General features: G+C 71.4%; 13 protein-coding genes. 6 read left to right on the top strand and 7 right to left on the bottom strand.

From position 1 onward, the window contains the following. Positions 1 to 147: 147 nt before the first annotated feature. Positions 148 to 1,686, top strand: a complete 1,539-nt coding sequence (locus IEY91_RS24095) for an aldehyde dehydrogenase (NADP(+)) (RefSeq protein WP_189175663.1) — start codon at positions 148 to 150, stop codon at positions 1,684 to 1,686. Between the two features lie 4 nt (positions 1,687 to 1,690). Continuing rightward, positions 1,691 to 2,332: a DUF1349 domain-containing protein gene (locus IEY91_RS24090; RefSeq protein ID WP_189175662.1), complete on the top strand. Its 642-nt coding sequence runs from the start codon at positions 1,691 to 1,693 to the stop codon at positions 2,330 to 2,332. 12 nt (positions 2,333 to 2,344) lie between these two features. Here IEY91_RS24090 and IEY91_RS24085 read toward each other — a convergent pair whose 3' ends face one another. Further along, positions 2,345 to 3,469, bottom strand: coding sequence for a Gfo/Idh/MocA family protein (locus IEY91_RS24085; protein WP_189175661.1), 1,125 nt, complete (start codon positions 3,467 to 3,469; stop codon positions 2,345 to 2,347). 62 nt (positions 3,470 to 3,531) lie between these two features. On the opposite strand from IEY91_RS24085, the gene IEY91_RS24080 reads away from it, so the two are divergent. The 3 genes from IEY91_RS24080 to IEY91_RS24070 all read left to right on the top strand — a co-directional run bounded on the left by IEY91_RS24080 (position 3,532) and on the right by IEY91_RS24070 (position 6,021). Beyond that, complete coding sequence (locus tag IEY91_RS24080) at positions 3,532 to 3,915, top strand: winged helix-turn-helix transcriptional regulator (protein ID WP_164326044.1); 384 nt, start codon at positions 3,532 to 3,534, stop codon at positions 3,913 to 3,915. Between the two features lie 126 nt (positions 3,916 to 4,041). Further along, positions 4,042 to 4,776 (top strand): DsbA family oxidoreductase, encoded by a 735-nt coding sequence (locus tag IEY91_RS24075; protein WP_189175822.1) that lies wholly within the window; start codon positions 4,042 to 4,044, stop codon positions 4,774 to 4,776. Between the two features lie 111 nt (positions 4,777 to 4,887). Then, positions 4,888 to 6,021, top strand: a complete 1,134-nt coding sequence (locus IEY91_RS24070; RefSeq protein WP_189175660.1) for an aminotransferase class V-fold PLP-dependent enzyme — start codon at positions 4,888 to 4,890, stop codon at positions 6,019 to 6,021. Positions 6,022 to 6,067: 46 nt separating this feature from the next. Here IEY91_RS24070 and IEY91_RS24065 read toward each other — a convergent pair whose 3' ends face one another. Continuing rightward, positions 6,068 to 6,607 carry a MarR family winged helix-turn-helix transcriptional regulator gene (locus tag IEY91_RS24065; protein ID WP_189175659.1) on the bottom strand — a complete coding sequence of 180 codons (540 nt, stop codon included), beginning with the start codon at positions 6,605 to 6,607 and terminating at the stop codon, positions 6,068 to 6,070. Positions 6,608 to 6,772: 165 nt separating this feature from the next. On the opposite strand from IEY91_RS24065, the gene IEY91_RS24060 reads away from it, so the two are divergent. Next, entirely contained in the window at positions 6,773 to 7,843 is a 1,071-nt protein-coding gene (locus tag IEY91_RS24060; protein WP_189175658.1) for an alkene reductase, read from the top strand. A 75-nt stretch (positions 7,844 to 7,918) separates the two neighbouring features. Here the strand turns inward: IEY91_RS24060 and thpD are convergent, their stop codons facing one another. From thpD to IEY91_RS24035, 5 genes are all read right to left on the bottom strand, one after another. Next, entirely contained in the window at positions 7,919 to 8,818 is a 900-nt protein-coding gene (gene thpD, locus IEY91_RS24055; RefSeq protein WP_189175657.1) for an ectoine hydroxylase, read from the bottom strand. 64 nt (positions 8,819 to 8,882) lie between these two features. Then, positions 8,883 to 9,287, bottom strand: coding sequence for an ectoine synthase (locus tag IEY91_RS24050; RefSeq protein ID WP_016643612.1), 405 nt, complete (start codon positions 9,285 to 9,287; stop codon positions 8,883 to 8,885). A gap of 39 nt (positions 9,288 to 9,326) precedes the next feature. Beyond that, entirely contained in the window at positions 9,327 to 10,598 is a 1,272-nt protein-coding gene (ectB, locus tag IEY91_RS24045; protein ID WP_164326050.1) for a diaminobutyrate--2-oxoglutarate transaminase, read from the bottom strand. Positions 10,599 to 10,708: 110 nt separating this feature from the next. After that, positions 10,709 to 11,275, bottom strand: coding sequence for a diaminobutyrate acetyltransferase (gene ectA, locus IEY91_RS24040; protein ID WP_189175656.1), 567 nt, complete (start codon positions 11,273 to 11,275; stop codon positions 10,709 to 10,711). A gap of 364 nt (positions 11,276 to 11,639) precedes the next feature. Then, a complete protein-coding gene (locus IEY91_RS24035; RefSeq protein ID WP_164326051.1) occupies positions 11,640 to 12,164 on the bottom strand; it encodes a DinB family protein in 525 nt (174 codons plus the stop codon). Between the last annotated feature and the right edge of the window lie 26 nt (positions 12,165 to 12,190).

Here is a 12,190-nt window from a genome sequence, read left to right as displayed (position 1 = left end):
GCCCTTGACCCCTCACGTCCGACGAGAAATAGTTCCACTGCCCCCGAAGATTCACCATCAGAGACAGCGTTCAGCATATCGAACGCCGCTCTCGGGCGGCAGCGGATCAGAGCAGTCAGGCGAGTCGGACCAGTGGAGGAACCCGCGGTGGCAACAGCACCAGTCTGGAGTGTCGACCCCCGAACGGGGAAGCAGCGCGAGCAGGTCGGGACGGAAGCCACCGCCGCCGACGTGCACCGCGCCGTCACCGCCGCGCACGCCGTGCGCGGCGCGCTCGCCGACCGTACGGTCCGCGCCGCGTTCCTGCGGAGCGCCGCCGACCTCCTGGACGGCGCCAAGGACGACCTCGTCGCCGAGGCGGACGCGGAGACGGCCCTCGGCACCGCCCGCCTCACCGGCGAACTCGCCCGCACCTGCTACCAGTTGCGTGCCTTCGCGGACATCGTCGACGAGGGCGCGTACCTGGACGTCGTCATCGACCACCCCGACAGCGCGGCCACACCCCCCGTCCCGGACCTGCGCCGCCACAAGGTCCCGCTCGGCGTCGTCGCCGTCTACGCCGCCTCCAACTTCCCCTTCGCCTTCTCCGTGCCCGGCGGCGACACCGCCAGCGCCCTCGCCGCGGGCTGCCCCGTCGTCGTCAAGGCGCACCCCGACCACCCCGCGACGTCCGAGCGCGTCGCCGCCGTGCTGCGCGCGGCCGCCGCCCGGCACGGCCTCCCTGAGGACGTCGTCGGCCTGGTGCACGGCTTCGAGGCGGGCGTCGAGCTGGTCCGCCACCCGCTGGTCACGGCGGCGGGCTTCACCGGTTCGGTACGCGGCGGACGCGCCCTGTTCGACGCGGCGGCCGCGCGCCCCGTACCGATCCCCTTCCACGGCGAGCTCGGCTCCCTGAACCCGGTCGTCGTCACCGAGGCCGCCGCCGCCGAGCGCGCCGAGCAGATCGGCACCGGCCTCGCGGGCTCGATGACGCTCGGCGTCGGCCAGTTCTGTGTGAAGCCCGGCCTCGTCCTCGCCCCCGTCGGAGCGGGCGGCGACCGCCTCCTGAAGTCCCTGACGGAGGCCGTCGACGCCACCGGCGCCGGGGTGCTCCTCGACCACCGCATGCGCGACAACTTCGTCGCCGGGGTGGCCGAACGGGCTCAACTGCCCGACGTGGACGCCCCGGTGACCCCCGGCGCCGTCGACGAGCACACCGTCACCGCCGGATTCCTCACCGTCCCGGCCGCGTGCCTCGCTGCCGAGGGCGCCCACGACCTGCTCCTGGAGGAGTGCTTCGGGCCCGTCACCGTCGTCGCCCGGTACACGGACGACGACGAGATCACGGCCGTGCTCTCCCGCCTCCCCGGCAACCTGACGGCGACCGTGCACCTCTCCGACGACGAGGCGGCGGGGGTATCGGGCGCGGGCCGCGGCACACGGCTGCTCGCCGAACTCACCCCGCTCGCGGGCCGCGTCCTCGTCAACGGCTGGCCCACCGGCGTGGCCGTCGCCCCCGCCCAGCAGCACGGCGGCCCCTACCCCGCGACGACGAGCACCTCCACCTCCGTCGGCGGCACCGCCATCGAGCGCTGGCTGCGCCCGGTCGTCTACCAGAACACCCCCGAGGCGCTCCTTCCGCCCGAACTGCACGACGCCAATCCCCTCGGTCTGCCGCGACGCTACGACGGCCGCCTGGAACACTGACGGCATGAACGCCAAGCGGACCGGAAGCCTGACCCTGCCCGAACTGCCCTTCACGCTGCGGCCGTACGGCCCCGAGGGGAACTGGTCGTACGACGCCTCCGACGAAACGGGCGGCACCCTCACCGGCTGGGCGGGACCCCGCCAGGACCGCTTCGTGCCGCCCACGGGCGAGTCCCTGGACCCGGCGTCCGACGCGCCCCGGCTGCTCGGCGCGCCCGAGGGCGACTTCCAGCTGATCGCCCGCGTCACGGTCGGCTTCGCCGCCGCCTTCGACGCGGGCGTGCTCTACCTGCACGTGGGGGAGCGCGAGTGGGCCAAGCTCTGCTTCGAGCGCTCCCCGGAGCGCCCCACCATCTGCACGGTCGTCACCCGGGGCCGCTCGGACGACGCCAACGCCTTCGTCGTGGACGGCTCCAGCGTCTGGCTGCGGATCAGCCGCACGGGCACGGCGTTCGCCTTCCACGCCTCCACGGACGGCGAGACGTGGACGTTCGTCCGGATCTTCCAGCTCGGCGACGAGGAGACGGCCGCCGCGGCGCTCGTCGGCTTCCTCGCGCAGTCGCCGCAGGGGGAGGGGTGCGTGGTGACGTTCGAGCACATCGAGTTCCGCCCGAACTGGCCGAAGGGGCTGCGCGACGGCTCCTGACGCGGCCTGCCTTCAGAGCGTCACGCGGGTTCCCGTCGCGGCGGCGCGCTCGACCGCGTCGAGCAGCCGCTGCCGCCGCGCGGCGTGCGCGAAGTCCGGGACGGTGGCGGTGCCCTCGCGCAGATCGCGCAGGACGTGGGCGTACTGCACTCCTACGTTGTACGCAGCCTCGCCGCGCAAGCCGTCCAGCTCGGGCACGTCGAAGTACCGCTCGGGGACGGGGAGTTCGGCGAGCGCGGTGTCCGTGCCGCCGCGGGCGCCGCGCACGCGCAGGCGGGCCTGCTGGAGGTGCCCGTGGTCGCCGGTGACGACGAGGTCGCCGTCCGTGCCGTTGATCTCCCAGTGGAAGTCGGTGCCGCGGGAGAGCCCGCCCCGGAAGTGCACGGAGGCGACGGCGCCGGAGTCGAGGCGCCCGCTGACGGCGATCTGGTCGTCCACGGTCATCGGGGCGGCGTGCCCGCTGCCCTCCTCCCGCACCACGGGCCGCCGCGTCGCCGTGGTCGCCGACACCTCGGTGAACTCGCCGAGCACCATGGCCAGGGCGTCCACGGTGTGGCCGAACGGAATGGTGAGCATCGTGCCGCCGTTGCGGCGGTCCAGGAGGTAGCCGCCGCCGGGCTCGAAGGTCGGCCCCCAGCGCCGCCCCGACGCGACCAGACTGGTCGAGAGCACCTCTCCCACGAAGCCGTCGGCGACGAGGTCGCGCAGGTGGCGTACGGCGGGCGCGGAGCGGGCCTGGAGCCCGGCGAAGGTGCGCACTCCGGCGCGGGCGGCGGCGTGCGCGAGCTCCTCGGCCTCGGCGAGGCCGTTGCCGAGTGGCCACTCCGACAGGACGTGCTTGCCGGCGCCGAGCGCGGCCAGGATCACCTCGCGGTGCAGCGGGACGCGGACGCTGACGACGACCAGGTCCACGGCCGGGTCGGCGGCCAGCTCGGCGGCGCTGCCGTAGGTGTGCGGGACGCCGTACTTCTCGCCGGCGGCGCGGGCCGACTCCGGGGTGGAGGCCGCCAGGGCGCGCAGGTCGTAGCCGGGGAGGCGGGTGAGGGCCGGGAGGTGGGAGTGGGGGGCCCAGCCGGAGCGGGCGGAGAGGCCGACGATGCCGGTGCGGACGGGGGTGGCGGGGTCGTTCTTGATCATGCCCGGACCGTACGGCCCGGGGCCCGATCACCCGCAAGGGCGCCAACTATATTCTGGAAACCATGACAGCTCAGAGCCGCTTTACGCCGACGTCGGAGGCCGCGGAGCAGCGCCACGACATCTACGGGCTCCTCTGCCCCGGCCGTGAGATCTTCGAGCTCCTGGCCAACAAATGGACCGGCCTCGCGATCACCGCCCTGGCGGACGGCCCCCGCCGCTTCGGCGAACTCCGCGCCAAGCTGGAGGGCGTGAGCCCCAAGGTCCTCACCCAGACGCTGCGCCGCCTGGAGGACTACGGCCTGGTGCACCGCACGGTCTTCGCGGAGGTCCCGCCCCGCGTGGAGTACGAGCTGACGCCCCTGGGCAGAGGCGCGCTTGAACCCTTGTCCCACCTGCGCACATGGATCCGCGCGAACACGCGCCACTTCGGCCCGCCGCCGGGCTGACCGCTGTCGCAGCGGGGAAGGGACGGGGAAGGGGCGGGGAATGTACGGGGAATGGACGGCGCCCGGTCCGGGTTGGACCAGGCGGCGGAGGGTGGCTCCGCTTCGTACGACCCGAGGAAGAAGCACATGCGCGTCGAGATCTGGAGCGACATCGCCTGCCCCTGGTGCTACGTGGGCAAGGCCCGCTTCGAGAAGGCCCTCGAGGCCTTCCCGCACCAGGGCGCCGTAGAGGTGATCCACCGCTCCTTCGAGCTGGACCCGAACCGCCCGAAGGGCGACACGGCCCCCGTGATCCCGATGCTGGCGCAGAAGTACGGCATGACCGAGGCCCAGGCGAGGGAGGCCGAGCAGCGCCTCGGCGACAACGCGGCGGCCGAGGGCCTGACGTACCGCACCGAGGGCCGTGACCACGGCAACACCTTCGACATGCACCGCCTGCTGCACTTCGCGCGCGAAGTGGGCGGCCAGGACGCCCAGGACCGCCTCATCGGCGCGCTCTACCGCGCCAACTTCGCCGAGGAGCGCTCGGTCTTCGACGACGACGAGCGCCTGACGGCCCTCGCCGTCGAGGCGGGCCTGGACGCCGACGCCGCCCGCGAGGTCCTCGCGGACCCCACCGCGTACGCCGACGCCGTCCGCGCGGACGAGCGCGAGGCCGCCGAGCTGGGCGCGAACGGCGTCCCGTTCTTCGTCCTCGACCGGAAGTTCGGCGTCTCCGGCGCCCAGCCCGCCGAGGTCTTCTCGCAGGCCCTTGAGCAGGCGTGGGCGGCCCGCTCGCCGCTGACGGTGATCACCCAGGACGGCGCCGACGCGGGCGGCGACGCCTGCGGCCCCGACGGCTGCGAGGTCCCGCGCGGCTGACGCGGCGCGGTCGGGACAAGCCCTGGTCAGAGGCACGGATAAGCACCGCTACGAGGTACTGGTCAATCATGCGCAATGGACCACACCCTGCCGAGGCGGCACAGTGACCTCATGGAGACTTCCGGCCAGGGCCCCGACCGCACCCCCACCGTCTCGACTGCCGCGACCGCCTCGACCCCCGAGGGTTTCCAGACCCTCGTACGCTCCGAGTTCGCCCCCAGGACCACGTACCTGAACAGCGCGAGCACCGGTCTGCTCCCGGACCGCGCCGTGCGCGCGATGCACCAGGCGACGCTGTCGGTGGCCCACGGCAGCCCGGAGGACATGTTCGCGGACGTGGAGGCGGCCCGCGCCACCTTCGCGCGTCTGGTCGGCGTGGCCCCGAGCCGGGTCGCGGCGGGCGCGTCGGTCGCCGTGTACAGCGGCCTGATCGCGGCCTCGCTGCCGGCCGGCGCCGAAGTCCTCACCGCGGAGGGCGACTTCAGCTCGACGGTGAACCCGTTCCACGTACGCGGCGACCTGAAGGTCCGCGCCGTACCGCTGGAGCGCATCGCGGAATCCGTACGCCCGGACACCGCCCTGGTCGCGGTCTCCGCCGTGCAGTCGGCGGACGGCCGCGTCGCCGACCTGCCCGCGCTGCGCGCCGCCGTCCGCGCGCACGGCGCCAAGCTCTACCTCGACGCCTCGCAGGCGACGGGCTGGCTGGACGTCGCGGAGCACATCGCGGACGTTGACTATCTGACGTCGGTCGCCTTCAAGTGGCTCACCTGCCCGCGCGGTGTCGCGTTCTTCGTCGTCCCGGAGGGGCCGGACGGCTACGAGGCCGTGCCCTCGCTCCTCGCGGGCTGGGTCGCGGGGGAGCGCCCCTGGGACAGCTGCTACGGCCCGATCACCGAACTCGCCCGCTCCGCACGGCGGTTCGACGAGAGCCCGAGCCTGTTCGCGTACGCGGGCGCGCGGCACTCGCTCGCCGTGATCGAGGAACTGGGCGTGGCCGCCATCCGCACCCACGACCTGGCGCTCGCGGACCGCTTCCGCGCCGGGCTCGCCACGCTCGGCCACGAGCCGGTGCCCTCGCCCGGGTCGCCCATCGTGTCCGTGCCCGGACTCGGCGTCCGCCAGCCGGAGTTGAGCGCGGCGGGCATCGAGGTGTCGGACCGCGCGGGCAATCTGCGGGCGGCCTTCCACCTCTACAACACGGAGTCGGACGTGGACCGCCTCCTGGAGGGTCTGCGCAGCAGCTGAGGTCCCGCGGCGGGCGGAGCGGCAGCTCGGGAGGAGGCCGTACCCCCTACCGCCGCAACGCTTGGCGCCGCGCCTCCTCCGGGCAGTCCGCCGTCTCCACGCAGAGGTTGGTCTCGACCCGGGCGAGCAGCCGGGCCAGCTCCGCCCGCTCGCCGAGGTCGAGTCCGGCGAGGGTGTGGTCCTCCAACTCGCCCCAGGAGCGCCGTACTTCGGTGAGCAGCCCGCAACTGGCGTCGGTTGCCTCGACGAGCACGGCCCGGCGGTCGTCCGGGTCGGGCCGCCGCCGCACGTGCCCGGCCTGCTCCAGGCGCTGGAGCATCTTGGTGACCGTCGACGGGTCGAGGTCGACGGCCTTGATGAGGTCGGACTGGCGCACCGGGCCCGCGTCCCACAGGTGCATCATCACGAATTCCTGGCCGGGGTAGAGGCCGAGGCCCTTCAGGAGCTTGCCCGCCGCGATCCGGTGCAGCCGGGCCACCCGGCTGATCGTCATGCTGACCGGCCCGTCCTGGGCGGCCAGAGGCAGCCGCTCCCTACACGCGGGGTCGGCCTGCGCGGCCCCCGCCGTCCCTGTGTCGGCCTTCATCGGAACTCCTGCCCTTCGCCGGCCCGGCCCTGTCCGCCGTCGCCATCCTCCACCAGTGTCGTCCTGGTTCCCCTCCGAGATTAACTTGGTCGGCCAAGGAATGCGCTACAGTGACTCCCGGTTGAATTACTTGGCCGACCAATCTTCGTATGTCCTGGAGCTGTGATGACCACCGCATTCGACCCGATCGACCTCTCCGGTGTCTCGCTGGCGAACCGCATCGCCCTGGCGCCGATGACCCGCAGCAGGGCCGGTGAGGGCGGCGTCCCCACCGACCTCGTCGTCGAGTACTACGCGCAGCGCGCCAGCGCGGGCCTTGTCATCACCGAGGGCGTGCAGCCCTCGCCGGTGGGCCAGGGCTACCCGGACACCCCGGGCCTGCACAGCGCCGAGCAGATCGCGGGCTGGCGCCGGGTCACCGACGCGGTGCACGCGAACGGCGGCCGGATCTACGCCCAGATCATGCACGTGGGCCGCATCGGCCACCCCTCGCTGCTGCCCGAAGGCCTGGTGAACGTCGGCCCGTCCCCGATCGCCGCCGAGGGGCAGGTCTACACGCACGAGGGCCCGAAGGACTTCATCACGCCCCGCGAGCTGACCGGCGACGAGGTACGCGCCACGATCGGCGAGTTCGCCGCCGCGGCCCGCAACGCGATCGACGCGGGCTTCGACGGCGTGGAGCTGCACGGCGCCAACGGCTATCTCATCCACCAGTTCCTCGCGCCGGGCTCCAACCAGCGCGACGACGAGTGGGGCGGCTCGGCGCTGAAGCGCATCCGCTTCGCCGTCGAGGTCGCGAGGGCCGTCGTCACCGAGATCGGCGCCGACCGCACGGGCATCCGCCTCTCGCCCGGCAACCCCTTCAACGGCATCCACGAGCCCGACCCGGACGAGGCCTACCTCGCCCTGGTGAAGGAGCTGAACGTCCTCGGCCTCGCCTACGTGCACGTCATGGAGGTCGGCGAGATCCGCGAGCTGACGCAGGCGCTGCGCAAGGAGTTCCGCGGCACCTTCATCCTCAACCCCGCGACCGAGGGCCCCACCGGCCACGACGACCTCGCCCTGGTCGAGGACGGCACGACCGACCTCGTCTCCTTCGGCGCCCTGTTCCTCGCCAACCCTGACCTGCCGGCCCGCCTGAAGACCCGCGGCCCGTACAACACGCCGGACCAGTCCACGTTCTACGGCGGCGACGCCAAGGGCTACACGGACTACCCGGAGCTTCAGTCGGCGTAACCAACTCGGATGAGCCGTACGTGAGTCGGCCCGGCACCCCACGGGATGCCGGGCCGACTCATGCCTGAATCAGGGTCACTTCACCGGAGTGAAGTCCCGAGCCCCGATGAACTCCGGCCGCCGCACCGGCGCAGCGAACGGCTCGACCGCCGCGTTCTCCACGCTGTTGAACACGAGGAAGACGTTCGAGCGCGGGAACGGCGTGATGTTGTCGCCGGAGCCGTGCATGGCGTTGCAGTCGAACCAGGTCGCCGAGCCCGCCTCGCCGGTGAACAGGCGGATGCCGTAGTCGGCGGCGAGCCCGGTGAGGGCCGCGTCGGACGGCGTGCCCGCGTCCTGCATCTGGAGCGACTTCTTGTAGTTGTCCTTCGGCGTCTCGCCCGCGCAGCCGAGGAACGTCTTGTGCGAGCCGGGCATGATCATGAGCCCGCCGTTGGTGTCGTGGTTCTTGGTGAGCGCGATCGACACCGAGACGGTCCGCATGTTCGCGAGGCCGTCCTCCGCGTGCCAGGTCTCGAAGTCCGAGTGCCAGTAGAAGCCCGACGCGCCGAAGCCCGGCTTCACGTTGATCCGGGACTGGTGGACGTACACGTCGGAGCCGAGGATCTGCCGGGCGCGGCCGACCACGCGCGGGTCGGCCGCGAGCCGCCCGAAGACCTCGCTGATCCGGTGCACCTCGAAGAGGGACCGGACCTCCTGGGAGCGCGGCTCGACGATGGAGCGCTCGTCCGCGCGCATCGCCGGGTCGTTGACCAGCCGCTCCAACTCGGCGTGGTATTCACCGACTTCCTCGGGCGTGAGCAGCTGCTCGACGGCCCGGAAGCCGTCACGTTCGAACCCCGCCAGGTCCTCTCCGGTGAAGGGTCCCGGCGTACCCGGCGCGGACCACACCACGGGGTCCTTGCGCTCGATGAGGACCTCTTCGGCGCCTCGGGTCGGGTACAGGTCGGCGGTGCGTCCGGGTGCGGTGGTCATGGTGTTGCCTGCCTCTCCTCTCTCGTACGGCCCTGTGCGGGATGTCTGTGCCGTCAGCCGCGGGTCAAACCGCCTCCGGCTCCGTGAGCAGCGGGTACACGCCGTTCTCGTCGTGGTCCTCGCGGCCCGTCACCGGCGGGTTGAACACGCACAGGCAGCGGAAGTCCTTCTTGATGCGCATCGTGTGCTTCTCGTGCCCGTCGAGCAGATACATCGTGCCCGGCGTGATGGTGAACTTCTCGCCGGTCTCGTCATTGGTCAGCTCGGCCTCGCCCTCGGTGCAGACGACGGCCTCGATGTGGTTGGCGTACCACATGGACGTCTCCGTACCCGCGTAGAGCACGGTCTCGTGCAGCGAGAAGCCGACGCGCTCCTTGGCGAGCACGATGCGCTTGCTCTCCCAGGTGCCCGAAGCGGCCTTGACGTGCCGGTCGGTGCCTTCAATGTCCTTGAACGAGCGGACGATCACGGTGAGTCGATTCCTTGTCTGTGCGTGTGGTGTAGGTGTTCAGGCGGTCTCGCGGACCGCGCGGGCGAGCGTGCGCAGGCCCTCGTCGAGCTCCTCGGCCGTGATGGTCAGGGCCGGGAGCAGCTTGACGACCTCGCTCTCGGGACCGGAGGTCTCGATGAGCAGGCCGAGTTCGAAGGCGCGCTTGGCGATGGCGCCCGCGCGCGGCTTGTCACGGAACTCGATGCCCCAGACCATGCCGCGGCCGCGGTACTCCTCGATGGCGTCGCCGGCCTCGTCGGCGATCGCGACAAGCGCCTGCTCGATCTGCTCGCCGCGGGCCTGGGTCTGCTTCTCCATCGCCGAGCCGTCGGACCAGTACGTCTCCAGGGCGGCGGCGGCCGTGACGAAGGCCGGGTTGTTGCCGCGGAAGGTGCCGTTGTGCTCGCCGGGCTCCCACACGTCCAGCTCGGGCTTGAACAGGGTGAGCGCCATGGGCAGGCCGTAGCCGCTGATGGACTTGGACACCGTCACGATGTCGGGGACGATGCCCGCCTCCTCGAAGGAGAAGAACGCGCCGGTGCGGCCGCAGCCCATCTGGATGTCGTCGACGATCAGGAGCAGGTCCTGGCGCCGACAGAGGTCGGCCAGCGAACGCAGCCACTCGGCGCGCGCGACGTTGATGCCGCCCTCGCCCTGCACGGTCTCGACGATCACCGCGGCGGGCTTGTTCAGACCGGAGCCCTGGTCCTCCAGGAGCCGCTCGAACCAGAGGAAGTCCGGCATCGAGTCGTCGAGGTAGTGGTCGAAGGGCATCGGCGTGCCGTGCACCAGCGGGATGCCGGCGCCCGCCCGCTTGAAGGCGTTGCCGGTCACCGCGAGGGAGCCGAGCGACATGCCGTGGAAGGCGTTCGTGAACGACACGATCGACTCGCGGCCCTTGACCTTGCGGGCCAGCTTCAGCGCGGACTCCACCGCGTTGGTGCCCGTCGGGCCCGGGAACATGACCTTGTACGGCAGGTCGCGCGGGCGAAGGACCAGGTTCTGGAACGACTCCAGGAAGGCGCGCTTGGCCGTCGTCGACATGTCGAGGCCGTGCGTGACGCCGTCGCGCTCCAGGTAGTCGATGAGGGCGCGTTTGAGGACCGGGTTGTTGTGGCCGTAGTTGAGCGAGCCGGCGCCCGCGAAGAAGTCGAGGTACTCGTGACCGTCCTCGTCGAACATGCGGCTGCCCTGCGCGCGGTCGAAGACAGTGGGCCAACCGCGGCAGTAGCTGCGCACCTCCGACTCCAGGGTCTCGAAGACGCTCAGGTCGGGCTGGGTGATGGTCACAGCAGATCTCCTGGGAGATGGATTGATCGTGAGGGGTTCTGGGTGGACTGGGATCGTGCCGGGGGCATGTGACGGTGCGTCAGGCCTCCGGTGGCGCGGCAGCCGGCCGGTCAGCGGAAGAGTGGGGCGATGTCGAACAGGACCTCGGGCTCGTGCCCGCCGTCGTCATCGGGAAACAGGGCCGCGTCGAACAGCACGGTCCGCTCGACGCGCGCGCCGTGGCGCTTCGCGAACGAGGTGAACAGGCGCTCGGAGGCGGTGTTGTCCGGCGAGATGGTCGTCTCCAGGGCGTCGAACCCGGGGTGGGCGGCGACCTTCGCGGCAAGCCCGTCGAGCAGCGCGCCGGCGAGGCCACGACCACGGTGCGCGTGGTCGACGGCCACCTGCCAGACCACCAGGGTGCGCGGCTTGTCGGGGCGGATGTAGCCGGTGATGAATCCGGCGGGTTCGCCGCCTGGAGATGCGCTGTCCCTGGCCACGACGGACGTCGCGGCGAAGTCGCGACACCACAGCAGGTAGCTGTACGAGGAGTTGAGGTCGAGGACCTTCGAGTCGCGGGCGATCCGCCAGATCGCGGCGCCGTCGGCGACGCCGGGGGTGTCGAGCCGCAGCCCCTCGGGCATTTCAAGGAAATTCGCTTGCAGGTCGGTCGGTAGATCGGCTTGTGCAGCGGTCATGCGGATTGAATTTACCGAGCAATTTCTCGGATTGCATCGGGGGAAGGGGTTACGCGCGGCGACCTCATGTGTTATCACGCAGGCGCGGGCGCCCGCATGAATGGGCGTCCATTTATCCCGTTTTTGTATAGTTTATATCCGACAAAACAGACGGCCTGTGGAGTGCGTCACAGAAACGAAACTCCCGCGAGACGTGCCCGAATTACGTGGATTGGCGCTGGCGAAACCTTAGTGTTTAGGCCCCTGGAAAGCGGGCAGAAGAATACGGGAAGCTGCTCGCATAAAGAATTCATGAAAAGCGGTGCGCGAATTGCTGTGCACCTGCCGTGGACCCGTTCATTCTGCCGCCGGATTTGCCGCCGTGTCACGGCCCGGTGACTCCGTCGACGCGCTCCCTGAGCAGATCGGCGTGGCCGTTGTGGCGGGCGTACTCCTCGATGAGGTGGACGAGGATCCAGCGCAGGCTGATGGCCGCACTGCCCATCAGGGCGGCCTCCTCGGCCGACAGCCGCCCGGTGTCGTCGAGCGAGCGCCCCGCGCAGATCTCCCGGCTGACCTCGACCTCGCGCCGCCACACCGCGAGCACGTCGGCGAACGAGCGCTCCGGGTCCGGCGTGAAGCCGCTCGCCGGATCGCCGCGGATCCACGGCACGTCCCGCCCGGCGAACACTCGCTGGAACCACTTCCGCTCGACGTCCGCCAGATGCTGGACCAGCCCGAACAGGCTGAGCGCGGACGGCTCCACGGCCGCCCGCCGCGTCTGCGCGTCGTCGAGCCCCGCGCACTTGTGCGCGAGCGTCTCACGGTGAAAATCCAGCCAACTGGCAAGCATGGTCGGCTCGTCGGCGGTGAGGTGAGGGATGGGGCGGCCGTCCGGCATGGTGGGCATGGGGACATGCTTCCCCCCGTGCGCAC

The organism is Streptomyces lasiicapitis (genome assembly GCF_014646335.1).
GTDB classification, from domain to species: domain Bacteria; phylum Actinomycetota; class Actinomycetes; order Streptomycetales; family Streptomycetaceae; genus Streptomyces; species Streptomyces lasiicapitis.
The sequence above is the reverse complement of the archived record's forward strand: the minus strand, read 5'-3'. Positions and strand labels throughout refer to the sequence as shown.